The following is a 25652-nucleotide window of genomic DNA, read 5'->3' on the forward strand; positions in this document are numbered from 1 at the left end:
GGCGACCCGCGACGGGCGGTATATTGGAAGGATCGATCGTCTTATAGATCCTCCCCTGCGAAAAGGTGCACTCCATGCTGCGCAATTTCCTGATACCCGCCCTCCTGATTCTTTGTGTGTCGCCGTTGTCCGCTGCTGATTGGACACAGTTTCGCGGCAATGCCGCACGCGACGGTTACACGACCGACAGCCTGCCGGCGGAACTCGCGTTGGCTTGGGTGCATCACCCGGCACATCCTCCGCAAACGGCTTGGCCGCGCGATGACCGCATGCTGTTCGACCGCGCGTTTCACGTCGTGGCCGCGGGGGACACCGTTTTTTACGGCAGTTCCGCCGACGGCCAAATTCACGCGCTCGACGCCGCCACGGGGCAAGAAAAATGGACGTTTTATACCGACGGCCCTGTGCGGTTCGCACCGGTGGTCTGGCGGGATCAAGTTTATGCCGTGAGCGACGACGGATACTTGTACTGCCTGTCCGCCGCAGACGGGTCGTTGATCCGTAAATGGCGCGGTGGTCCTGAGGATGACATGGTGTTAGGCAACGGCACGTTGACGTCGCGTTGGCCGGCGCGGGGGGGACCGGTCATTCTGGAGGACACGCTGTATTACGCGGCCGGGATTTGGCAGTCGGAAAAAGTCTTCCTGCACGCACTGGATTTAGCGACCGGTGAAAGTGTCTGGACCAACGGCGAATCGGGCCAGATCGAGATGCCGCAACCGCACGGCGGTGCCAATGCCAACAGCGGCATCTCCGCACAAGGTTATGTGGTTGCTGCAGGTGATCAATTATTTGTCCCCACGGGCCGCGCGGTTCCGGCGGCGTTTCAACGGACCGACGGTGCCTTTCAATATTATCATCTGCAAAAAAACGGACACACCGGCGGCACCTCGACGATGGCCGCTGGACCGTTTTTCTATAACGGCGGACTGGCGTTTGTGGCGAGCGATGGTGTTGCCTCCGACAAGCTAGGCGCCGGTACCGTGGCTGCGTTCCCCGAAGGGCTGCTCCATGCCGATGGCCACACGCTGCGGGCGCTCAAGCCGGTAGAAACCACCGAACCGGATCGTCGCGGTAAACCGCAAACGAAAATGACGCACAAAGAATTGTGGAAGGCGGAGAAGATTCCCGGCGGGACGTCATTGATCGTTGCCGGTGAGACCATTGTTTCCGGTGCCAGTGACAGCGTCGCCACCTTTGGACTCACGGACCGAGAACAACAATGGACGGCGCAGGTCGACGGCAAGCCGTACGGATTGGCAGTCGCCGAGGGGCGTTTGTACGTCAGCACCGATCAAGGCACGATCTATAGTTTCGCCGCAGCCAGTCCCGATGAAACAAAAACGGTAAAGATCGAACCACAAGAAACTGCCGCCGATGAATTGGTTGCCAAAGCAGCAGAAGAGATTATCAAAACGACCGGCGTATCGGCCGGGTATTGCGTTGATTTTGGTTGCGGCGATGGACGGTTGGCGTTGGAATTGGCCAAGCAAACCGACTTAACCATCTTTGCGGTCGATTCCGATCCCGCGAACGTCGCCGCTGCCCGTCAGCTCATCAATGACGCCGGACTGTACGGCACACGGGTCACCGTACATCAACGCGATCTCGCGGCGACGACCTATCCCAAGTATTTCGCGAACCTGATCGTCTCAGGGCGTTCCGTGGCTGGCGAGGAGATCGCCGAGGGCCAAGAAGAAATCGCTCGGTTGCAGCGGCCCTATGGCGGTATGATTTGTCTGGGTACTCCGGGAGAAATGTCCGTGAAAACACGCGGCGCACTCGCCGATGCGGGGCAGTGGACGCATCAGTATTCGAACCCGGCCAACACCTGTAGCAGTGTTGATACGATCAAAGGTCCGCTCAGCATCCTGTGGTTCCGCGACGTCGCGCTGGAGATGCCGCAGCGTCACGGTCGGGGACATGCACCGCTGTTCCATCAGGGGCGGCTGTTTGTCGAAGGAATGGATGCGCTCCGCGCGGTCGATGCCTACAACGGACGCACGCTGTGGGAGTATGCATTGCCTGGCGTGCAGCGAGCCCACGACGCCGACCACCTGATGGGCACCGCCGGCACGGGGAGTAATTTCTGTGCTGCTGGAGACAGTGTGTTCGTCCGCTGGGACGATACTTGTGTGCGACTCGACGCAGCGACCGGGAAAGTGCTGACGCGTTACGAAGCCCCGCAATCGCCCGAGGGCAAAAAAGGGAAGTGGGGCTACATTGCCTGCGAGGATGGCATTCTGTTCGGGTCGGTGGTCAATGAGGACCACATTGTGCGACATTCCTGGAAGCCGGCCGACATGAGCGAACTCTTCACCGAGTCAAAAACGCTGTTCGCCTTCGACGTCGAGAGTGGTGAAAAGCTGTGGCAATACGATGCGCAGGAATCGATTCGCAACAACGCGATTGCTATCGGCGACGGTCAGGTCTTTTTGATCGACCGCGCCTTAGCTCCCGGCGACCGGTTGGATCAAGCGGAGAAACGCCGCGGCAAGAAGGATTTGAAATCGGACGAGCACCCGACCGGTGAATTGGTGATTTTGAATGCTCGCAGCGGCAAAATCAAAATGAAAAACGACAAGGACATTTTCGGAACGGTCCTAGTTTTCAGCGAAGCAAACGACATGCTGCTCATGAGCTACCAACCGACGCGATTTCGTCTGCCGTCGGAGGTAGGAGGCCGCATCGCAGTGTTTCGTGCCTCGGAAGGGTATCGCGTGTGGGACAAACCGATGAAGTATGTCACCCGCCCGCTCATCACTGACCGCACCATCTATACCCAAGGCGGCGCCTGGGACCTGCTGACGGGGGAAACGCAGCCCTTTGAATTCAAACGTTCCTACGGTTGCGGACAATTGGCCGCTGGGAAAAACATGTTATTGTTCCGCTCGGCGACGTTGGGGTATTTGGATTTGTCACGGCCCGAAGGACGCGAGGACTTTGGCGGGATTCGCCCCGGCTGCTGGATCAATGCATTGCCGGTCGGCGGGTTGGTTCTGCTGCCCGATGCCTCAGCCGGTTGCCGCTGCAGCTACCAAAACCGCGCCTGGGTGGCATTTCAAGGCAGCGAATGATTCGCGGAAAACCAGTTTCAAAAACCGGTTGCGCTTGTTGCGGAAACTAGTCATTTCGTCTCCGCGTGACGCGTCAGACGGTTTTGAAACGACCTGTAGAAAACAGTCCGGCGCGACGGGTGGGGAATCGAACATGACGGACAAACGGGCCTACGCGCTGGGTGTGGAAATCGGTGGCACAAAGCTGCAAATCGGCTTGGGGACTTTGGACTCCGAGACGATCGAACAGTTGTGGCGCGCTGATATCGATGCGACGCAAGGCGCTGAACGTATCCGCGCGCAGATCGCACAAGGCGTTGATGAATTACTCAAGCCGCGCGGCTTGCAACATGGCGACGTCGCCGGCATGGGCATCGGATTTGGCGGGCCGGTTGATGCGGATCGCGGATGTACGATGACCAGCCACCAAGTCGCCGGTTGGGATGATTTTCCGATCGTCGATTGGGCAGCGGAGACGCTGGGAATTCCGGGGATTTTGCAAAACGACGCCGACACCGCCGCGCTGGCCGAAGCGCATTACGGCGCCGGCCGGGGATTCGATACGGTGTTTTATATCACCGTCGGATCGGGGATTGGCGGCGGTTTGATTCTGGGTGGCCAGGTTTATCGCGGGAGTGGTCGCGGCGCGGCTGAGATCGGACACCTGAGGCCCGGCAACGTTCCCGGGCACCTGCCCTACCCCGGCACCACGGTCGAACAAATCGCCTCGGGTTTCGGCATCACACAGCGCGCACGACAAGCAATTGCCGATCAAACAGCAGCCGCCTCCTTCGCCGCCGCTCACCGCACCGCCGCTGCGCCGGAGATGATTGCCCAGGCCGAACCGTCCGCGCCGGCCGGTCGTCTCTTGGAATTGACCGGGAATGATCCAGAGAAAATCACGACCAAACACATCGCCACAGCTGCGGCGGTGGGAGATCCGTTTTGCCGGGGACTGCTCAACGACGCGACCGACACTTTGGGCTGGGCGATCGCACAGGTCGTGACGTTGGTCAATCCCGCCCGGATCGTAATCGGCGGGGGCGTCTCCCTGATGGGGGACACATTGTTTTTTGAACCGGTCGGTGCCGCATATCGCAAACATGTCTTTGCACCGTTTGCCGACGTCGCACAGATCGTCCCCGCGGCACTGGGTGAAGAAGTCGTGATTCACGGAGCACTGGCCTTAGCCCGCGATACGTTTGCCTGAAGCGCTACGCAGTCCGTTACAGCATCGACATGGCTCGCTCCGGGAACCGTCTCAACAAGATGTTGGGTGCCACTGCTGGCTTGCCCAGCAGTGTTTTTATCGCACTCAAGATTTACACTATTGAGCGAACCTGCAACTGCTCTGTTCTACAATTTCGATGAATTGCTATTTCATGAAGCCAACACCGATGAAACTTCTGCTGACCAACGACGACGGAATCCATGCCGACGGGTTGGCGGCGCTGGAGCGGGCAGTTCATGGGTGGGGCACAGCCACGGTCGTTGCGCCGAACGAGCCTTACTCCGGTTGCGGGCATACCGTGAATGTCTTTCGGCCGCTGTTAATGACCGAAGTCGCCGCCGGGCGACTGGCGCTCGACGGTTCACCGGCCGATTGCACGCGGATCGGCGCCACGCAAATTCTGCCCGATGCGACGTGGGTGCTGTCAGGCATCAACGAGGGCGGAAACCTAGGCATTGACGTGTATATGTCCGGCACCGTTGCCGCTGTCCGCGAAGCGGCATTGTTAGGCAAACCGGGCATCGCCTTTTCGCAGTATCATCGGGGCATCGTAGAAATCGATTGGGCAGTCGCCGAAGTGATGGCCCGCCGCGTCCTGGAGTTACTCGCTCCTCAACCGCTGCCACCGGGCGCTTATTGGAACGTCAACTTCCCCGCACTCGACGATGAGTCCACAGCGGAGCCGGAAATCGTCTTTTGCCCTTTGGACACCAGTCCCCATCGGCTGGAGTACGATTGCCGGGAGGGGAGCTATCACTACGTCGGCAGCTATCACGATCGTCCGCGACAACGGGGGCACGATATCGACGTCTGTTTCTCCGGCCAAATCGCTGTCACGAAGGTGGTGCTCGAAGGGGGCGAATAACCTATGGCTATTATGGTAGCCGGCTGTCCTGGGGCAGTAATCATCGGGTGGCAGCGATTGCCAACGGCAATCGGTGTGCCGTAGGCACAAGACGCAGCAATTTCAGCGGTCTCTGCCAATGAGACTCTGCTCGTTTTAGTGCGCGGAAATTGCGGCTTCTTGCGGGCTGCGCCCGCCCCGATGTCTGCGCCATCGCGGCTACCCTGGATACTTAGAGATTTACTGCGTCTATGCGTGCAACTTTTTTCCGCGTACCCTCCCCCGTTCCGGGCTTTATCAAGCGTCCAGCTCAAATCCTGTGCGGCGGTCGCGTGATAGCCAGCGATTTGCTTCTTCGTCGTCGACGAATAACTCGGCTTGCGGGTCCCATTGCAGCTTGCGGCCCAGACGCATGGCGATGTTGCCGAGATGACAAACGCTCACGCTGCGGTGTTGGCTGGCGACGTCGGAAATGGGGGCTTCACGGGTGACCACACAATCGAAAAAATTGCCCATGTGATTGATGATCGCATCCAATTTGCCGGCGCGTTCCGGGCGGTCCAAATTGTCATGGCCGTACAAGGCAAAATCACCACGGTTCAGCGGCTTGGTTTTCAAATCTTCGACCGGTTTTCCCGACACGGTCCCGCGATTAACAAAGATCCGGCCTTCGTCCCCTTCAAACATCACGCCGTTACGACCATTGTCGGCGACGACCAGTTCGACACCGTCGTTGTAGCGATACGCCGCGTGATAGTTGGTTGCCACGTTGTAGCCGTTCTCGAGGTGGGGGAAATCGGCGGTCCCTTCAATCTGCACCGGCCCGCTGTGTTGTTGGCCCATGCCCCATTGGGCGATGTCGAGATGATGCGCGCCCCAGTCGGTCATCTGCCCGCCGGAATATTCATACCACCAGCGAAACGTGTAATGGCTTCGCTCTTTGTTATACGGAACATCAGGGGTCGGGCCTTGCCATAGATCCCAATTGAAATGCGCCGGTGGTTCCGTCACGGCAAACGGCCCGCCCACGACATTTTTGCCGAGCACAATCGACACCCGCCGCAACTTGCCGATCCGTCCTTGCTGGACTAACTCGCAGGCCAAACGGAACCGCGAATCGCTGCGTTGCCACGTTCCGACCTGCACCACCGCACCGGTTTCTTTGACCGCTTTGAGGATCGCTTGGCCTTCGTCGATCGTCAATGTGAGTGGCTTTTCGCAATAGACATCTTTGCCCGCACGGCAAGCATCGATCAGCATCGACGCATGCCAATGATCCGGCGCGCCGATCGTGACAACGTCAATGTCGTCACGCGACAGCAAGTCGCGATAGTTTTCATAGATGTCCGCTTTACCGCCGAACTCGGCCTGGGCCTTGTCGGCGATTTCGCGATCAACATCGGCGATAGCCACAATATCGCCATGCTCCGCCGCTTTGCGGGCAATCACCGAACCTTGATAGCGCATCCCAATCGATCCGATGCGAGCCCGTTCATTGGGCGATCGCGGTTTGGTTTCTGCCCCGGTGGTGAAGGTATAGGGGATTAGGATCCCGGTGCCCAGTGCAGCGGAAGTTCGTAAAAAGTCGCGGCGTGTAGTCGTCATCAACCGGTCCTGTGAATTGAGCAGATCGAGGCAAACTGTTGCAGAGATGTTTACGCCATGATAGCACAATTCGGGCGAGAAATTCACCGGAGACCCCATGAAACGGCGGCGTGCTGCGCGTTAGCTTTTTGGCAAAGTTGCGCTGATCTTGAAGGCGAACATCCCACGTGGCTTGCCCCTCACCCCGGCCCTCTCCCAGAGGGAGAGGGAGTAAGCGCCGTTGCGCGGAATCACCGTCATCAATTCCCCCCTCTCCCTCTGGGAGAGGGGTCGGGGGTGAGGGTCTTCGCACAACAGTTCGCGCTCCTGTGCCTCTTCGATTCCCCGGAAGCAACTCACACGTTATTCAATACCGTCTGCCGGTCGAACGATTTTTCAGCAGACTCCTCAGCGGCAAAGGAACCGACGATGTCGGCTGTCACGGCCACTGCTCCGGCTGACATGGCGGCGAGCAGGCTCATGTCGCACAGGCGATTCAGCTCGCGCGGCACGCCGCCGCTCAATGCGTGCAGACGGTCTAATGCCGAATCGGTGAACAACGGATCGCGACGCCCTGCTCTGCTCAATAAGCTGATCACGTAATCGCGCGATTCATCGTTACTGAACGGCGGTGCTTGAATCGTGAGGTCGATCAGGTGTCGGAACAGGTCGCAACTTTCCTGGAGGGCTTTTTCTCGGACGGCCACTACCATGGTTGTCCAGGTGGGTGTTTGCGTATTGAGGTGGACCAAGCGGGCGATCGCTTTTTGACACTCACGATCGGCCCACTCAAAGTGATCGAATACCAAAACGGTTTGTACGTGGGCCAGTTGGTTGCCGAGCAACACTTCTTCGATTTTGCGCCAAAGTGTCCTGGGGGGATCATCGGGTCGCGGGCTGAGTCGTAATCCAGCAGCGAGTTCCCAAACGACTTCCTCCCCCGAGCGACCGGCCACGTTGACGTGAACCACCTGGCCTTGGGCACGTTGCACGGCGCGTTTTAAGACGGCCAGCAACATCGACTTGCCGGTTCCCGCTTCTCCCACCAGCACGCCCAGACGGCGATGTTGTTCGACGATGAATAACAACCGGGCGACCGCCTCTTCGTGAGAGGGTCCTTCATAGAACCAACGTTGGTCGATGGTCGATTGAAAAGGGATGTCTACGAGACCCCAGTGTTGGGCGTACATGTCGGCAGGCTTTCTTGTGCGGTTTTAAGACGGGGAGTCCGGCGACAGTTTTCGCGCGCGTCTCAATCGATACAATCGGCATGCGTCGTTCCCCGGCATGACTCCCAGCGGTCAAAAAACGCGCGATCCGTGGCGAAAACGGTTTCACAGTCTCTAGAGGCGATCGCTTTACCGGTGGCGGCTGCCCAACTACACTAGCGCGCCCCTGCCTCACACCCCGACCGGCGCGGTGCGAAAAGCAGTATTGGTGTACTGAGAACGCAAACAAACGACCAGGAACGCGTGATGAAAATCGGACTCGTGGGCTATCAAGCTGGCGGAAAAAGCAGCATCTTTGAATTGCTGACCGGAACTGCCCCCGATATCTCCAAAGCGCACACCGGACAACTCGGCACCGCCACGGTTCCCGATCAGCGTTTTGATGATTTGGTTGCCCTGTTCAATCCCAAGAAAATCTCACCCGCGAAGATCGAACTGTTCGATACCCCCGGTTTGAGCCGCGACCAAGGAGAAGGGAACGCGCAACGGATGTCGGTGCTGCGGGAAGCCAACGTGTTGATCCAAGTCATCGGCGCTTATGCCGGAGCGGATCCGCTCAGCGATGCACAATCCTTCGAAGAGGAATTGGTGCTGGCCGACATGCAGATCATCAGCAATCGCGTCGCCCGGCTGCGAGAAAACATCAAAAAGCCCCGCCCCGACCGCGACGAACTGCAGACGGAGTTGGAATTCTTAGAGCCGATCGAAGTCTTGCTCAACGAGGGGCAATCGCTCCGCAGCCAGGAATTCTCCGACGAGCAGGAAAAGCATACCAAGTCCTTCTCGCTGCTGACGCGCAAGCCGCTGTTGGTCCTGATCAACACCGCTGAGGCGGATTTCGATCCTGACAAGCTGGCTGCCATCGAAGCATTGGGACACCCGGTCATTGCCGCTCCGGCTGGTTTGGAGCTGGACGTGCAACAACTCGACGAAGCCGATCGCGCCGAGTTTGCCGCCGAGTTGGGACTGGGCGAACCGTGTCGCAAACAACTGTTGCGAGCGATTTTCGAGATCACTGAGCAGATCACGTTTTTCACTTCCGACGAAAAAGAGGTCCGGGCCTGGCTGTTGCGGCGGGGCGAATCTGCCGTCGAAGCGGCCGGTACGATTCACACCGACTTGGCACGGGGCTTTATCCGAGCGGAAATCATGGCGGTGGCGGATCTGTTGCGGCTCGGTTCCGAACGCGAAGTCAAAGCGGCCGGCCTGCATCAGTTGGTCGGCAAGGAGTACATCATGCGCGATGGCGACGAAATCCTGGTGCGGTTCAATGTCTAGCGAAGCGGGGGAAAACAGAGTCGGGCATGGCCAAACGGGTTGATCAGCGACGCGGCGGCGACGATTTGTTATGATATGTTCGGTAGCGCACCGTTGGCTGGACAGTTGTGAATTGGCGTTTTCTGCGGCCTTTAGGTTACCGACTTGTATCGGAACCAACATTGAGTTTTTAGTCCATTACCCCAGTATTGGTAAGGCAGCAAGAGGCGATGAGAACCGCGCAAAAAAATAGCTCCTCGATCCAAAAATGGCGGATGAGGAGCGAATAAACGTCTCAAGTATGTATCTGGGCAAAAATAGAGGGATATGACAGGAGCGCCAGATATGAAATTCCGTTTTCGTCACAAAGCGCGACTTTGGCAAAATATGCCGAATCGCCCTTCGTGGTGCACAGTAAAACTGATGAAACAGTAATAATCAAGGGTTACTACCCATTTTTTTTGATTTTCCTTAAAAATTCTCTTCGGGAGCCTCAGGTGGACCTGCCGCGCAACCCCACTCGTGCCGTCAATATTGGTTCTATCACCATCGGCAATGGAAATCCCATCGCCGTACAGAGCATGTGTGCTACGCATACGCAAGACATCGATGCCACCGTTGCCCAGGCCAATGCGCTGGTTGCGGCAGGTGCGAATGTCGTGCGGATTGCTGCTGATAGCAAACCGGATGCGGCTGCCCTAGCTGAAATTCGCAAACAAACCACCGCCAATCTGTCGGTCGACTTGCAGGAGAATTATCGATTGGCGGAGATCATCGGTCCGCACGTCGACAAGATCCGCTACAACCCGGGACACCTGTACCACCACGAACGAGAAAAGCCGTGGCAAGAGAAGGTGAAATACATTGTTGGTGTCGCTGGAGATTCGGACTGTGCCATCCGCATCGGCGTGAATTGCGGCTCCGTCGATCCGGCCATGGCGGACAAATATGACGACGACGATTCGATTTCACCCATGCTGGAAAGCGCGCTGGACCATTGTGAATTTCTGGATTCGCTGGGATTCCAGCGGTACTGTGTTTCACTGAAAGATTCTGATCCGCAAAAAGTGATCGAAGTCAATCGCCGGTTCGCCGTAGAACGTCCCGATGTTCCGATGCATTTGGGAGTCACCGAAGCGGGCATGCCGCCTGACGGCATCATCAAAACTCGCATCGCCTTTGAACAACTCATCAGCCAAGGCATCGGCGACACGGTGCGCGTTTCGCTGACGCTGCCCAACTCCCGCAAGCCGGAAGAAATCGACGCCGGCCGACAAATCCTGGCTGACATCGCCGCCGGCCGCGTGCGTAGCTTCGTCGATTTTCAACTCGACACGTTGAACATCATCAGTTGTCCCAGTTGTTCGCGCGTGGAAAACGAAGCCTTCATCGAATTAGCGCAAGACGTCAAAGAGATGACCGCCTACGCCAAGGACCACGCGATCACGATCGCCGTGATGGGCTGCCGCGTCAACGGCCCCGGCGAAACCGACGACGCCGACTTAGGCCTGTGGTGCGGCCCGACGGTTGTGAACCTCAAAAAAGGCCCGCAGTCGATTGGGGCGTATGGCTACGACGAGATTCTGCCGCGATTGAAGGCGGAGTTAGATAAGTTGATCGCCGGGCGCGAAGCGGCGGGGGTATAGGCGGGCAGTCGGCTGGCACTTTTAAACACTGGCAAAGCCAGTGGCACCCGCGCGCTTGCCTGATGACAAAGGTTTCCAGGTCGAGGGACGCGGTCATTGCGGCTTCTTGCGGGCTGTGCCCGCCCCGATTGTTATTCGCAATCGCGGCCACCCTTTTAGGGGGGATCCACGTTTCTTGGCGGTGTTCATTCGGTTTTCACATGCGCGCGCAAACCCCATTGTTGGACCAAACGATCGATGGCTGGTTGTACTTCGGTCCAGGATTCGGTGGCGATTTCTAAGGTGACGCGGACGAGGCCGGGCGCTTCGTCCGTTTTCGGTTCGGGTTTCCAATCGGGGTCGGGGAGCAGTAATAGGTCCCGGACGTCGTCGACGTCGAAGCCGGTGAGGGTTTCGTCGAAGTCGGGAAGTTCGTGCAGTTCTTGTACCAGGCTTAACAACTTCTCCGCATCCCAATCGCCACCGATTTGCGAATTATTCAGGGCGACGTTGAGTGCTTTTTCCCGCGACTCGTCGAGCGACACCACCATGACGTCCACGGTTTCGTGCCCTTCATTTTTTAGCACCGTCAATCGTTGATGTCCGCCAACGACGTTTCCGGTTTGTTCATTCCAGACAATCGGCTGCACCAATCCAAACTCATCAATCGACCGCTTCAACCGGTCATACCCCGGCATGCCTGGTTGCAATTGCACTCGCGGATTGTATTCCGCACCGTGTAGCTGCGCGATGGGGATGTTCCGTAGTTCCATGTTGGTTCTCCTCAGTTGGAGTTAGGCTGTAGGGACGTAGGGGTGAGGCTTGAGGTGACAGGCGTGAGGGTTGGTTGTTGTGAGTCGTTGGGCTGATGTAAATCCAACAACGGTCCCCCCTTCCCTGTCTGGCCACCGGCCACTGACCACCGGCCACTTTTTTCTGCCTACTGCCGACTAGTCACCGCGGATTGTCCAGCGGCCATTTCTCATCGCTCTCTTCGCGGAATCCTTGTCTGAGGTCGCATTTGATGCGGTCTAGGCAGCGGGTGACGTGGCCTTTGGGGTGTCCGAAGACCATGCCGATTTTGTCCAACGGCCACCCGGCGTTTTCCCGCAAAGCCAGCATCGCCAAGTACTTCCACTTGCGCTGGTCCTCGCCGGCGTAATGTTCGTGCACGGTTTGCCAAAACACATCCGCACCGGTTTTTGGCAGCACAATTTTCGTCCCGTCAAATTTCACAGTCGACACAGTTACCCTCCCCGTTGAGAAACTCTGGGATCATCCGATAGACTAGTGAGTGGGTGCGCTTTGATGATCACGTCGTGATTCAGCATTTTCGCGCCACCCTTCGCAACTCACCCCAGCGCGCGACAGTCTGACTCTACTACACCCATCGTGGGAAGACAGATTCGGAGAATTTTTCAGCCGCCTACGGAAAAACTACCTCGGAGGCTTGAGGCTTGAGGGAACAGGCTTGAGGGTTGGCCGATTCAAATCGAAGAGGCGATGACGAACCTAGAACCGAAAAACGATACCGATTGCATTCACTGCAGAACTTCTGGCTCTGGCCACTCACCACTCACTCACCGCCGACTAAAAAATGACCGACGACCTACAACGATACAGCAAGCAAGTCCTGTTTCATGGGATTGGCGAAGAGGGACAACGGGAGTTGTTGCGGCGGCGCGTGCTGGTGTGTGGTTGCGGCGCGCTGGGGACGGTGCTGGCTGAGGGGATGGTCCGTGCGGGGGTCGGTTTTGTGCGGATTGTGGATCGCGATTTTGTTGAGCTGAGTAACTTGCAGCGGCAGGTGCTCTTTGACGAACAGGATATCGCCGATCAACTTCCTAAGTCGGTTGCTGCGGGGCGCAAATTGGCGAAGATCAACAGCACGGTTGAAATCGACCCGATAGTTGCCGACGTCAGTTACGAGAATGTGATGGGGTTGGCCAACGATGTCGATTTGATTCTGGATGGCACTGACAATTTTGAAATCCGCTATTTACTCAACGACGTTTCTTTAGAAACCGGAATTCCTTGGGTTTATGGCGGGTGCATTGGCAGTCATGGTCAAACGATGACAATCCTTCCCGGCGAGACGGCCTGCCTGAGATGTCTGATCGATGCGGTTCCCGAGCCGGGGTCGGTTGAGACGTGTGATACGGCGGGCGTATTGGCGGCGATCATTAATGTGATTGCGTCGTTACAGGTGGTCGATGCGCTGAAAATTCTGTCGGGACAACGCAATCTGATTGAACCGAAACTGACGGTGATCGATGTTTGGGACGGGACGTTTCGGCGGATGAATATGGAGGGGCTCCGCGATCGCTCCGGCTGCCCAGCCTGCCATGCGGGAGAACGAGTTTGGTTACGCGGCACGTTGGGATCGCAGACGACGATCCTCTGTGGGCGGAATGCTGTCCAGGTTTCGCCGCCTTCCAAGACGCGGTTGGTGTTCGACGATCTGGCAAATCGCCTCGCAGGAATCGGCACGATCAACTACAACAAATACTTGTTCCGAATCGCCCTGAACGAAGGGGATTATGAACTGACGGCGTTCCAGGACGGTCGCGTGATTATTAAAGGGACCGAGGACATTCCCACCGCCAAGACGCTGTACGCGAAATACATAGGAAGCTGAGTCAAACCATATGCCCCAGTCACAATCATCGGACTCCGCCCCCGCCGGGGGGGACTCGGTTTCTCGGCGCGATGTTCTTAAACTTGGTAGCGCGGGGATATTGGGAATGTCGACGGCTGAGCAAGCCGCGCTCCGCGCTGAAGATCAACGCGCGGCCAACCGCGATATTGACGGTTGTATTTTTATTGTGCTGACCGGCGGTCCCAGCCAGTTGGAAACATTCGACCCTAAACCGGCGGCACCGACACAGATTCGCGGCCCGTTTCAAGCCATTGCCACCAACACACCCGGCATTCAATTGAGTGAAGCCTTGCCGCGACTCGCGCAACGAACACAAAAGTTCACCCTGCTCCGCTCACTGTATCACACGGCGGCGCCGATTCATGAAGCGGGTCTGCAGTTGCTCCAAACCGGTCGCTGCGCGCGAGGCGGCATTCTGTTCCCGGCGCTGGGATCGATGATTGGTGCCTTGCTCGGCCCGCGAGAAGGGGTGCCGAGTTATTGTGTTGTGCCGCAACTGCTGGGGAACACCGGCATCCGAACCTATCAGGGACAAACCGCCGGCATTTTGGGACCCACACTCGACCCGGTGACGGGGGGCGGGTATGAATCGGCACTTCAGAAAACGGGTTCGCAACCGTATGGCACGACTCCGTTTGCCCGGGCGTGTTTTCAAGCGCGGCAACTGATCGAAGCGGGTGTCCGTTTTGTCACCGTCAATATGTTCCTCGATCTTGATCAACAGACGTCGTGGGATTGTCACGGGACGGTCACGACGATGGCCGACTTGCGCGACACGGTTTGTCCTGACTTCGACAAAACCGTTTCCAGCCTTTTGGATGACTTGGAGGCGACCGGCTTGCTGAAACGGACATTGGTGGTCGCCAGTGGGGAATTCGGCCGTACGCCGCGAATCAATGCCCACGGTGGACGCGATCATTGGCCTGGGGTGTGGTCAGCCTTGATGGCTGGTGGGCCGGTCAGCGGCGGGCAGGTGATAGGCGCTAGCGACGCGCGCGGGACTGCGCCGATTGATTCTCCGGTGACGCCCGACGCATTGCTCTCGACAATTGCCGCCGCCTTCGGCATTCCTCACGCAACCACGTTGACGGCGCCGGACGACACGGAGTTTTCGATTGCGGCGAGCCGTCCGATCAGCGAACTGGGCAAGGCCCGCGTCTGATCGTCAGTCGATAACCCGTACTTGCATCGTTGCGTGAGCCGCTTGGTGGCCGAGCAGGTCCTCGACTGTCAGCCGCAGCGTATACATTCCAACCGGCAGGGATTGCGGCACGGCGACTTGATGCGTGAGGAAGTAATCTTGTCGCACAGAGCGGGACGCATCGGGGGCTTCGCTCAACTGCACTTGATGCAACACACGGTCGCCGGCGCCCAGCCATTCGACGCGGGACCGGGTTAGGGTGCGAAATCCTGCGGCGGATTTGACGCTCTCGGTGTTTGTGAGCGTGTTGTAAATCAACAGCTCCTGCCCGGCGCGCAATTCGTTGCGATCAATCTCGCTAAAATCCTCGTAGCTTCGGACCTCGGAGCAGAGGCCCAATGTTCCGATTTGAAACAGGTTCAATCCGCTCGGTTCGACCGGTACGAATTTGACTTGTTTCGTGCTGCCCTGGCCGGGAGCGGGCAGGAGTTGCGGACCACGGTCGTCGAAATCGTCGTCGTCAAATTGCGCGTCGTTGAATTCGTTGCCGCTGTCATTGAAATCGTCTCTGAGTTGTGGCACGTCAGAAGGTTCCGGCGCTAGCGTGGGAGTCGGCGTGCTATGACGTAATTGTGGGGCATACAGATCAAAATCGCCTTGCGAATTGGAGACCGGCAGCGACAAATTTTTCTGGGGCTGACGGTAGTTCGCGTTTCCATCGGGAAGTTCCACATCGCCGGGGATATTTTCCGTCGGCAAACTCAAGTCGAAGTTTTCATCGAACTCGTCGAACTGCTCAGAATCTGGAACGGGTGGAACCCGCGGCGGATAGGCATTGCCTGCACCCGAGAATGCGCCGGGCTGGTTGCCCGCCGGTTGTCCGAGTTGTGGCTGCGCGGAGTACGCGCCGGGCGATTGCAGATCGGGTGACGAGACGTGATCACGGCCAATCATTTCGTCTTCGGCGACTACTTTGTCCCCTTTGATCATGCGACTCAATTTTGATCCGAAGCGGCGCGACCCATCCTTGATAGCTTGAACGGGGCTGCGACGTTGCGGAACGGAATAGGCTTCGCTTGGCGCTGGTGTGACCTCATCGGGTTCGGGAGGCATGGGTACATATTCGCCACCGTCCCCTTGCGGTTGAGGCATGTTCTGGGGTGTCGAATAGGGGGCGGTTGGGCAGTAGTTTGAAGCCGAGGCCATCGGTTGCGTACGGCACTCGTGTTGTTGCGCGTGGCGGCAGCCGACGGCGGTCAACAGCGATAAGCCGAATGTCACCGAAACGGCAAAGGACCGTCCCATCCCTGGATACTTCAACATGATTCGCGTCCACGTATTTTGTATGTTTCAGTGCATCGCGCTCACAGCGCAGCAGCGACAAAACCTGAGCGAAGCCCGGAGAATCGCTGCGCGGGTTTTGAGACATAACCGGCTGATAGCGATTCTCGTCATCTCGACGATTCATCGTTTGGAATCGGTAAAACTCGCATGCCCGCTTGGGGAGTTTTGGGCTAGAGATCAGCTATGCGGATTTTGACCGTCGATCATGCCCGGCATGACGGTCTTCGCGAACATCCCGGCAGTGCGCGTTGGTCGGGTTATGCCGGTTGTGCGGGATTGCAGGTGGTTGTAGGCGATCTCCTGGGAAGGGTTTCGTGCGGCACCGGCATTTCTCGTGTTCGCCGACATAAAAGGGTGCCACTGGCGGCTTGCCCGCCAGTGCTAAGCGTGGCACCAACAGAAACAGTGCTTGAGCAAGCCAGCAGTGGCACCCGACTTTTAGGCGGAGCTTGCCGATTCGATCGCAGTTAAATAATTCGCCGAAGGCGTGTGAAGGCTCCCGCCTGCCGCTTACGTCGTTTCACTTTCGATGCAACGCGCGGCAGACGGGAGGGTCCTCGGGTCGGATTACCCCAATATGATGTCGTTGGGGCCATTGATCGTGGGGAAGCCGAAGGCTTCGGTCGCATCCAGGGGGTCATGGTCGGCAAGGCTGCCGAATGATAAACCCGTCAATTGCTCGATCGTTCGGATCGGTGTTTGATAGGTTCGAAATTCGCCGATCACAAATTCCAAGTCATCCATAAATTGTTTTTGACTGAGGAGATAACCAGTGGCCAGCAAGTCGTCGTCCTGAACCATGACGGCCACCTTCCAAAAGTCCTCCGGCAACGTGGTTCCGCGGTAGTCCGTGTCGCAACGGGTGAATACCGGTCCGGTGAAGACGGTCAATCTTTGGTCGTCCTGGTTGGTGTTGACGAGCAGATAGTCTTCTAGTGCGAGCCAGTCGTGCTGGTTGAGTCGGGCATGTTGCGGTGCGGCGTTTGTGTAGTGGAACGTATCGTCATTGGCTCGCTTGGCTTCGTTGTAGTCTCCCCAGACGGGATCGAGGCGTCGGACCAGATGGCCGCGATCAAGTTTATTGCGCACATACAGATCGTTGTCGTGTTGGTGGTCGCGGTCGATTCGCGGATCCACCCGCCAGCGGGTATTCGTTCGACGTATGGCCACTTCTTCAGTTCCGTCGATATTGACAGCGGCATAATAGGCGAGCCGCCGAGTTTTATTCATGACGACCGAAAAATGCGTGTAGTCGAGTACATATTTGCCGATCCCGCGTTCTCGTTCCCGCCCGCTAACGGGAGCGGCGTGCGCCAATTGATCGGAGTTCAAAGCTGGGAGCGGAACGGCGAGTGAACGATTGCCTAAAAACGCTTCAGCGTATCCGCGGCGATTGTTCAGCGATTCCACGGGGACCGGGACATCGTCGACAGCGACTTGAGTGGATACGCGGCGTAACTCTCGCTTGATGGCACTCACCGGGAGCGCGTAGTTTTCCGACATGAAGCGGCCCGCAAAATGCAAACCGACGACTTTGCCCGTTGTTTGGTCGAGCACCGGTGAGCCGCTGTTGCCGCCCAGTGTAGAGCAGTCGTGTGTGATCACGCCGCTACGCACGTCAGCAATTTGCCCGGGTGCATAGCGTTTGACGTTGTAGATGTCTTGAAAAATGCGCGACATGGCCGGTCCTGGATTGCGACGTCCATCCCATGCCGGATATCCGATCACTCCCACATGATCGCGTTCGCTTGCGTCGGCAGAGGCTAACTCTAAATGTGGGGGCAAATTGCCTTGATTGTGGAGCTTCAAAATTGCGATGTCGGGATCGCGACTTCCAGTGTTCGCAACGTATAGGATCGATTCGACCTCGATTTCGATTTCGTCCGCTCGATGATGTTCCTCGCGAAAGTCGATCCAGGATCTGACCGTGTTTCCAGCGAATTGCCTGAAGGCAAAAGCGCCGCCGCGCCGTTCCGCGAAGATGTTGGCGACATGACGATTGGTCACCAACATCGAATCTTCAAGTAACCAGCCGGTGCCCACCCATTCGTAGTCTGGGTGAAACATCAACTCCACACGGCCGATGGCCGGGATGGGGTGCTCGATGGTCGCACGGTTCGCCTCTAGACGTTGTTTGAGGCTGGGTAGCTGCACGTTACTCAACTGAATTGCGTTGTCTTGAATGAGCAACGAAGGACGACCGGTGGCCAACACGATCGCTTCGGAGAAAAATGCGTCGTCGTTGCTGTGGTTTTCCGTCGGTCCAACCGGTTCGTCAAGAAATTCGACAATCGCTCGCCGATTGAGGGGATGAACCTCTTGCGCCAATTCTAACTCATCGACTTTTCGACGGCTGCCAAAGAGATCGCGAAGATTTTCCATAACCTCATGATCTTGACGCAGTGAATCCAAGGGAGATGTGTACGAACTCATGAGAATCGTCTTTCAAAAGAAGGAGAGAAACTGATGAACCGACGACCAAAGATGGAGACCGGGCTTTCCCCGCGACTTGTCCGTTTCACGTACCATTAAAATGGCAGCAACGGCTCTTCGACATGACGGCAGATGCGCGCAAACTTGAGGTGCCACGAAATCGGATTGTTATGTCCGGATCCGTAGCTGCAGCGACAACGGAAAGTCGTCATGACAGAGGGAAGGTCGCGAACGGCGATACGCGGGAGCAAGCATGGTGTCTCTCTTCGGAAATACGAAATGGGCCAAACTTCGAAACCGAATGCCGGTTCGAAGTTTTGACGACATCATTCTGTAACGTCGAAGAGATGGATTCGCAGAAGCGACTCGACGCAAGAGCTAGTATGCGCGACTGGCCCGTCGAATCAAGAAAATTATTGCATTTTCGCAACAATAATTCGCGGGACTTTTTTGGTCTTCAAGTTGGCATTGAGACCCAAAATCGTTTGCCCGCGAAGCTGTGGAGTCTCAGCTCACTTATGGGAGCCGCGCCTACAGCAACTCGCGGATCGGTGTCCCAAAGGGGATCAGCGGGACCGGGCGGCCGTTGTTGTCGGGGACCATTTCTGCATAGTCAATGCCCAGAAAACGGTAGATCGTGGCCAACAGATCGTTGGGGTCGAGCTTGCGATCTTTGGGAAGTTCTCCCTTGGCGGTTGTGGAACCAATGACCTGTCCGGTTTGCATGCCGCCGCCGGAAACGAGAACGGACATGGCGCCGGGATAGTGATCGCGGCCCGGTTGGAGCACCTTCGAAGCGGTCCCTTTTTGCGGATTGATCCGCGGCGTGCGTCCGAATTCCCCCGACACGATCAGCATCACTTTTTTATCCAGACCGCGCTGATAGAGGTCCTCGACCAGGGCGGCGACGGCTTGGTCAAAGACCGGCAAACGTGCGCGGGCATCGTCGAAAAGGTGTCCATTGACCGCATGGATATCCCAGTTGCCGATCGCCCCCGGGATGCTGGGGTTTTGCATTTGCATGGTCACAAAACTCGTACCCGCTTCAACGAGTCGCCGTGCTAACAGCGCGCGTTGGCCCCATTTGTGACGGCCATATTTGTCGCGCACCTTGGGGTTTTCCTGTGACAAATCAAACGCGTTCTGCGCTTTGTTGCTGGTTAGCAGGCTGACCGCTTCGCGATCGTATTTGTCCATCGAGTCCATCACGCGTGACTGATCGATCTCGCGGTTGAGTCCGTCGAACGCTTTGCGGAGCAAGCTGCGGTCGTCCAAGCGGTCTTTGATCGCCGGGGAGAGCGATAGGTTTTTGACTTCAAAGTTAGGAGCGTTGGGGTCTCCACCGACGACAAACGGCAAATAGGCCGGGCCAAGACTGGCACTGCCACCGCCGTAAACATTTGACGAATCGGCGACGTAGCGAGGCATGGCGGGATTGCGGCGGCCTTCCAACATCTTGGAGACGACCGGCCCCAAGCAGGGAAACTGCCCGAGAGGATCGAGGAGTTTGAACGGATTGTAGCCGGACAAAAATCGTCCCGCGCCGGCGGCGTGGTTGGCGAAGCCGTGCGAGATCGAGCGGATCACGTTGATTTTGTCCGCCACCTGGGCGTGCATCGGCAGGTGCTCACAGATGTCCATTCCGGGAGCAGCGGTTGCGATCGGATTGCATTCGCCACGATAATCAATCGGTGCTTCGGGCTTGAGGTCATAGGTCTCCATATGACTCGGCCCGCCTTGCAACCAGATGAGAATTACCGACGTATCGTCGGCCAGTCCCGTTGTCTCTTTGGCAGCAGCACGCCCGCGCAGCAAATCGCTCAGCCCCAATCCACCCAGCGCCAACGACCCCGCTTCTAAAAAGCTACGGCGGCTAACTGGTCCGCGACAAGCTGTGGTGGGAGCCGTCATGGTGAGGACCTTTATAGCTCAAGTAAACCGTGGCATGGGAGGGAAATAACGGAGTCATGGGGCGTGCACTAACAATTGTCCCCTAATCGGTCCCGGCCTGTCAACTGCGGATGGGGTGTGGCTGGTGGGGGACTGGCCTAGTTCCCAGCTGCAGGTTCCGCGTTACCGGCGTTGTTCAAGACGAGCACCTCGTACATTTTTAAAAACAACGGACGTTTCGCGATTGTATCGCGTTCCTGCTGTTTGTCTGTTCGCCTTGCGCCGAGCGTATATCCTGGCCATAAGAAATCATGGTCTTCCTTGAGTCGTTCCAGGAAGACAATCGCTTCATCACGAACGACTTGAGGCGCATGTTTGTCGAAATAAGCGATTCCCTCCCAGCATTGCCAATTAGCAATCGATTCAACGAATTCGCTGCCATATAGCCTCCATGTGGGTTCTCCACCATCTATTGCAGAAATCGCCATATTTATAAGACGACAAAGTCTTTCGTAATCGCTGATGTCGCACATGGGTAGCCCTTGGTACATACTCCTTGCCGCATTTAATACTCAATACAGAAACAACGCTGCTTACGACCGCAAGCGGTCGGTTTGGGTAATGTCTCCAAGTAACATTTTAACTGTGTTTTATCCGTGTTTCATCTGTGGCTAATGAAATCTTCCACCTAACAACAACGATTATTGAAAGGCGGCGACGAATAGGATGATTGCTAGGATGATGCCTAAGCCGACTAGAACGGCTGCTGTGACTTTCTTTGCAGAGATCGGGACGTTGCCGGTGATCTTGCCGGATTGGCCGTTGAGTAGAATTCGCACCGGGGGTTTGGATTCGTCGTATTTGACGGCGAACGTCCAGAGTGGTAGGAGCACGAGGTCGATGACTTCGTTGCTCAAATCAGTGTGGTAACGCAGGTCGCGGTGGCTGTCGCCGGGCATGAATTCGTCGAGCATACGGCCCACTTTTTGCACGCTCTCTTGGTGTGCAAGTTGGAAACACTCTTCTTGGGTCCGCGACGGGTCTTCGGCCATCCAGCCGGCGATAGCCGTGTGGGAATAACGGTTGAGTGCCCGTAGGTCGTAGGGCTCGATGGCCTCGAGTTTGTCGTTGCTGACTCCGTTGGAAGCAGTGACGACGACGTCAAGAATGTAGCAGGCATGGTTACCCCGCAGCGGTCGCCATTCGGTGCGGGTAACGGTCCGCGTGCGGACGACGGTGTTTCCTTTGGCGTCGGTGGTGGTATAGGTTTCGGTCTCGGTGTAGTTTTCACCAATATCGGCTGTGTAGTTTGTGTGGGCGACAGCGCCGTAGAGATAGGCGGGCACGTAGACCCCTTGCAAGACTTCCGGCGCTGCTTCTTTGAAGTCGGAGCGGGCGAACACGCCGCTATTGCGTAGCCAACGCCGCACCGAATTTTTGGCTCGATCGCGATCGACGACAAAGCCCAAAACGAAGGTCGGATCGGGACGATCGGCTGTGGGGGGACGTTCGACGATCGATGTGGAGGCGCAATACGGACATTGCACTGTCCGCATATTCGCTGCCACCAGCACTGTCGCGCCGCACGACTGGCAGGAGATTTCGAGTTGTTCGTCCGCGGACTGCGGCGCGTCGGCGAGCATTCAGAAGCCTTTCTGAAAGGCGAAAACCGAGGAAGACGGAGAGCAGCCGGTGTCTACAGCCACAAGTCTAGGCAATCATGATAACGGAACAAAGGAACGATTGGATCATCACTTACAATGGTTTTTCATGGGCGAAAACCAGTATAATGCAGGGTAGGGCCACTACCAAGTTACTAGATCTGTCGTAAGGACTCGCCCATGCTGTTGGACAGGAGAACCGCGCTGGTTTGTGCCGCGATTTTGGGCTGCACAGTGACAACGCCGAACTTCGCTGCCGAAGTAGAAACCGGAACCCCACCAAAGCGTTATACCGATATCGTCAAAGCAGACGAACCGATCGCCTACTGGCGGTTTCAGGATGCTCAGAACGATACGGTCCGCAACACAATAGCGGCCCCGGACGCCGAAGCGGCGTTGGACGGAACTGTGTTGGGAAAAATCTCACCAGGAGCACCCGGTCCGCAATCGCCCGATTTTCCGTTGTTTGGCAGCAACAATCTGTCGGTTCGTTTGCCGGCCAAGAGCTCCTACATTCGTATCGCTGATCCGGGGGCGGACAGTCCTTTGGATTTTGATGCGGGGGATGCGATCACGATCGAGGCTTGGGTGAATCCCAAATTGACCAGCGGTCGCGATTATCATTACATCATCGGCAAGGGGCGAACGAACCATCCTGATTTTGCGCGTGACAATCAGAACTGGGCTTTGAGGCTTCAATCCCCGACCGGCACGCTTAGCTTTTTGTTTCGCAGTCGCAGCGAGAAAGGCGAATGGCATCGTTGGACCTCGAAAGAGGGTTTAGGCGGCGATAGCGGTTGGCATCATGTGGCGGTGACGTATACGTTCGGCGAAGAAAAAAGTCTGGTCGGTTACATCGATGGTCGGCCGGTGAAGGGCGTCTGGGATTCTGGTGGAGCGACCGATCGCGCACCGGTGGTCGATGACGACGAAGTCCGCATCGGGTCGACGTTTCATGGCGGCGCCTTTGGTGGTGCCTTGGACGAAGTCGCGCTGTACCGCCAAGCATTGGCGCCGGAACGGATCGCCGCGCGTTATCGCTATGTGGCTCCCGAACTGCGGCCGATTGTTTGGGAAGAGATCCCCGACGGTACGTTGTGGGTCGATATTTTTGAAGGACTGCCCAATCGACGTTCTTGGGAATTCCGCCCGCCCAAATATGTCGAAAGCTTCACCACTTCGACGTTGGCGTTTGTAGCGGTTCCCAAGAAATATGATGCGCGGGGATTGCAACAGGACCGCTCGAATCCGTTTTTGTTGCGTGCGGCGGGAACGTTTGAAATTCCGGCCGGGTCGCAGCAAATTTTGTTGCGGTCGCGCAATGCAGCACGGTTGTATCTCGATGGACGGCTGATTGCTGAAACGAAATTTCACAGCATCTCCAGCAGCGCGCATGGTCGCGTTTTTGATGTGGATACCAGTTTGGCCCCCAACATCCGCCCCTTGCGCCGCGGTGATACCGAAACGGTCGCCGTCATTGAAGGAGACGGAAAGCGGCACCATCTGCGGTTTGAAATGATCGTGGGAGGGCAGGGGCATCGTCCGGAGTTCGGTGAGACCTCGGTCAGCATCGCTGCTCCGGGTGAGGATTTCCGGTTGGTGGGCAGTGGCGGAACCTTTTTGCTGACCGACGAGGGCTGGACGGAATTCAAACAAGGCGAGCGGCAGCGAATTGCGCAGTTGAGCGCCGAAAGTCGCCACGTGGCGGGCAGTGCAGAAGCCGAAAAATGGGCACAGCGGCACGCAGCAGCGCGTGACGTGATTGCCGGGCAAGACAAACCGGTGGTGCCGGAAGTTGCGGAAACGGCGGAGATTTACAACGACATCGATCGTTTCATTCTGGCGCAACTGGAAAAAGCAAAGGTCGCGCCGGCCGCGTTGACGGACGACTATTCGTTTTTGCGACGGGTGGCGTTGGATGTGACGGGGACGATTCCCAGCGAAGCACACCTCGCGGAATTTCAAGCAGATCAAGACCCGAATCGGCGGAGCAGGGCGATTGACCGGTTGTTGGCCGAACCGGGCTGGGCGGACAATTGGATGGGGTATTGGCAAGACGTGCTGGCCGAGAATCCTTCATTGGTCAAACCCAAATTGAACAACAGCGGACCGTTTCGGTTTTGGCTGCATGAATCGTTGGCGGACAACAAACCGTTCGATCGATTTGTCACCGAGTTGATTCGCATGGACGGTAGCCGTCGTTTCGGAGGCCCGGCCGGCTTTGCGATGGCAACCCAAAACGACGTGCCGATGGCGGCCAAGGCACAGATCATCGGGCGGGCATTCTTGGGGCTAAACATGACTTGCGCCCGTTGTCACGATGCGCCGTTTCATGATCACAAACAACAGGATTTGTTCGCCTTGGCAGCGATGCTCGACCGCAAGCCGCTGCGTGTGCCCAAAACAAGTAGCGTCCCGGGTGACGAAGAAGCACTCGCATCGATGATTGTCGAAGTCACGCTCAAACCAGGATCGCAGGTGGCGCCGGCGTGGACGTTTTCGGAATTGATTGATGACCAAACGTTTTCTGAAGCGGTCGCGGCGAAAGATGATTCCCGCGAACAGTTGGCTGCTTTGATTACCTCGCCGCACAATTCGCGGTTTGCCGAGGTGATCGTCAATCGCATGTGGAAACGGTATTTCGGTCGCGGGTTGGTCGAACCGGTTGACGACTGGCACGGTGTTGAGCCATCGCATCCCGAGTTGTTGCAATACTTGGCGCGCGAGTTGGTTCTGCATGATTACGACTTGAAGCACATCGCACGGTTGATTTTGAATTCGCGGACCTACCAGAGCGAAACGGGCGAATTGTCGGAAGAACAAACTCAGCTATTCGCCGGCCAAGTCCCGCGACGGATGTCGGCGGAGCAGTTGGTCGATTCGATGTTTGCCGTCGCAGGCAAGCCGCTGCGAGCCGGACAGTTGTGCTTGGATCCCGACGGAGCCATGAAACTGGATACGGCGACAAACCTCGGTGAGCCGCTGCAGGCGTGGGAGTTTGCTTCGTTATCGAATGAGCGCGATCGTCCTAGCTTGGCATTGCCGTTCGCTCAACCGTTTGTGACGTTCTTAGAGACGTTCGGTTGGCGCAGCGCTCGGCAAAATCCGATCACCGAGCGAGATGACGATCCGACCGTCCGACAGCCGGCAGTGCTGGCCAACGGCGTGTTGGGCCGTCGCATGACACGCCTCTCGGACGACAGTGCATTCACACGATTGGCTCAGGAGGAACAACCGGTCGAGCGGTTGGTGGAACGGGTCTACCTGCGTGTCTTGACGCGGAAACCGACGGCCCAGGAGCAAGCGCTGTTTGTGGAATTATTATTACCCGGCTACGTCGAGCGATTGGAAGATCTTCCGCAAGCCGCCGAAAAACCACAGCGGTTGCCGTTGGGAATGGTCTCCTGGTCGAACCATCTGAGTGAGCGGGCCAATGCGATTAAAATCGAATTGCAGCGTGCTGTCGAACAGGGTGACTTGCCCACGTCACGGTTGAATACTGATTGGCGGGAACGGATGGAAGACATGTTGTGGGCCTTGATGAACTCGCCGGAGTTCGTCTATTTGCCGTAGCATTTGTCTCGGCTTGCTATTCGGGCATGTGTGCCACTGGCTTTGCCAGTGCAAGGCCCAATGCCGGAATGACCTGCAAAACCCTGGCAAAGCCAGTGGCACCCGTTGGTGGGGATTGGGAACGA

The 25652-nt window shown here is 57.1% G+C and carries 17 protein-coding genes; 8 read left to right on the forward strand and 9 right to left on the reverse strand.

The genetic code is table 11. The features are described 5' to 3' along the window. The first annotated feature begins 74 nt into the window (after positions 1-74). The 3 genes from CA54_RS09045 to surE all read left to right on the forward strand — a co-directional run bounded on the left by CA54_RS09045 (position 75) and on the right by surE (position 5152). Positions 75-3077: an outer membrane protein assembly factor BamB family protein gene (locus tag CA54_RS09045; RefSeq protein WP_146370466.1), complete on the forward strand. Its 3003-nt coding sequence runs from the start codon at positions 75-77 to the stop codon at positions 3075-3077. 133 nt (positions 3078-3210) lie between these two features. Continuing rightward, entirely contained in the window at positions 3211-4266 is a 1056-nt protein-coding gene (locus tag CA54_RS09050) for an ROK family protein (RefSeq protein WP_146370467.1), read from the forward strand. A gap of 172 nt (positions 4267-4438) precedes the next feature. Further along, positions 4439-5152: a 5'/3'-nucleotidase SurE gene (gene surE / locus CA54_RS09055; protein WP_197532315.1), complete on the forward strand. Its 714-nt coding sequence runs from the start codon at positions 4439-4441 to the stop codon at positions 5150-5152. A 276-nt stretch (positions 5153-5428) separates the two neighbouring features. Here surE and CA54_RS09060 read toward each other — a convergent pair whose 3' ends face one another. Then, complete coding sequence (locus CA54_RS09060; protein ID WP_197532316.1) at positions 5429-6736, reverse strand: Gfo/Idh/MocA family protein; 1308 nt, start codon at positions 6734-6736, stop codon at positions 5429-5431. A 335-nt stretch (positions 6737-7071) separates the two neighbouring features. Beyond that, a complete protein-coding gene (locus CA54_RS09065) occupies positions 7072-7905 on the reverse strand; it encodes an ExeA family protein (protein ID WP_146370468.1) in 834 nt (277 codons plus the stop codon). A gap of 285 nt (positions 7906-8190) precedes the next feature. Between CA54_RS09065 and CA54_RS09070 the strand changes: the two genes are divergently transcribed. Both CA54_RS09070 and ispG read left to right on the forward strand, forming a co-directional pair. Continuing rightward, on the forward strand, positions 8191-9222 hold the full coding sequence (locus CA54_RS09070) for a DUF933 domain-containing protein (RefSeq protein WP_146370469.1): 1032 nt from the start codon (positions 8191-8193) through the stop codon (positions 9220-9222). 476 nt (positions 9223-9698) lie between these two features. Further along, positions 9699-10847, forward strand: coding sequence for a (E)-4-hydroxy-3-methylbut-2-enyl-diphosphate synthase (gene ispG, locus CA54_RS09075; RefSeq protein ID WP_146370470.1), 1149 nt, complete (start codon positions 9699-9701; stop codon positions 10845-10847). A 185-nt stretch (positions 10848-11032) separates the two neighbouring features. On the opposite strand, the gene CA54_RS09080 is transcribed toward ispG, so the two are convergent. Both CA54_RS09080 and CA54_RS09085 read right to left on the reverse strand, forming a co-directional pair. Continuing rightward, positions 11033-11599: a ParB N-terminal domain-containing protein gene (locus CA54_RS09080; RefSeq protein WP_197532317.1), complete on the reverse strand. Its 567-nt coding sequence runs from the start codon at positions 11597-11599 to the stop codon at positions 11033-11035. Between the two features lie 181 nt (positions 11600-11780). Beyond that, on the reverse strand, positions 11781-12071 hold the full coding sequence (locus CA54_RS09085) for a hypothetical protein (protein ID WP_146370471.1): 291 nt from the start codon (positions 12069-12071) through the stop codon (positions 11781-11783). Between the two features lie 352 nt (positions 12072-12423). Between CA54_RS09085 and CA54_RS09090 the strand changes: the two genes are divergently transcribed. Continuing rightward, entirely contained in the window at positions 12424-13464 is a 1041-nt protein-coding gene (locus CA54_RS09090) for a ThiF family adenylyltransferase (RefSeq protein ID WP_146370472.1), read from the forward strand. A 106-nt stretch (positions 13465-13570) separates the two neighbouring features. Continuing rightward, positions 13571-14647, forward strand: a complete 1077-nt coding sequence (locus CA54_RS09095; RefSeq protein ID WP_197532318.1) for a DUF1501 domain-containing protein — start codon at positions 13571-13573, stop codon at positions 14645-14647. A gap of 3 nt (positions 14648-14650) precedes the next feature. Here the strand turns inward: CA54_RS09095 and CA54_RS09100 are convergent, their stop codons facing one another. The 5 genes from CA54_RS09100 to CA54_RS09120 form a co-directional block, all read right to left on the reverse strand. Then, on the reverse strand, positions 14651-15949 hold the full coding sequence (locus CA54_RS09100; protein ID WP_146370474.1) for a hypothetical protein: 1299 nt from the start codon (positions 15947-15949) through the stop codon (positions 14651-14653). 588 nt (positions 15950-16537) lie between these two features. Further along, positions 16538-18403: a DNA/RNA non-specific endonuclease gene (locus CA54_RS09105; RefSeq protein WP_146370475.1), complete on the reverse strand. Its 1866-nt coding sequence runs from the start codon at positions 18401-18403 to the stop codon at positions 16538-16540. Between the two features lie 531 nt (positions 18404-18934). Beyond that, entirely contained in the window at positions 18935-20314 is a 1380-nt protein-coding gene (locus tag CA54_RS09110) for a DUF1501 domain-containing protein (protein WP_146370476.1), read from the reverse strand. Between the two features lie 137 nt (positions 20315-20451). Further along, positions 20452-20826 (reverse strand): hypothetical protein, encoded by a 375-nt coding sequence (locus tag CA54_RS09115; RefSeq protein WP_146370477.1) that lies wholly within the window; start codon positions 20824-20826, stop codon positions 20452-20454. 168 nt (positions 20827-20994) lie between these two features. Further along, positions 20995-21936, reverse strand: coding sequence for a hypothetical protein (locus CA54_RS09120; RefSeq protein WP_146370478.1), 942 nt, complete (start codon positions 21934-21936; stop codon positions 20995-20997). A gap of 198 nt (positions 21937-22134) precedes the next feature. Between CA54_RS09120 and CA54_RS09125 the strand changes: the two genes are divergently transcribed. Beyond that, positions 22135-25527 (forward strand): DUF1553 domain-containing protein, encoded by a 3393-nt coding sequence (locus CA54_RS09125; protein WP_146370479.1) that lies wholly within the window; start codon positions 22135-22137, stop codon positions 25525-25527. Positions 25528-25652 lie beyond the last annotated feature (125 nt).

Origin of the sequence: Symmachiella macrocystis, assembly GCF_007860075.1 — a bacterium.
GTDB lineage: Bacteria > Planctomycetota > Planctomycetia > Planctomycetales > Planctomycetaceae > Symmachiella > Symmachiella macrocystis.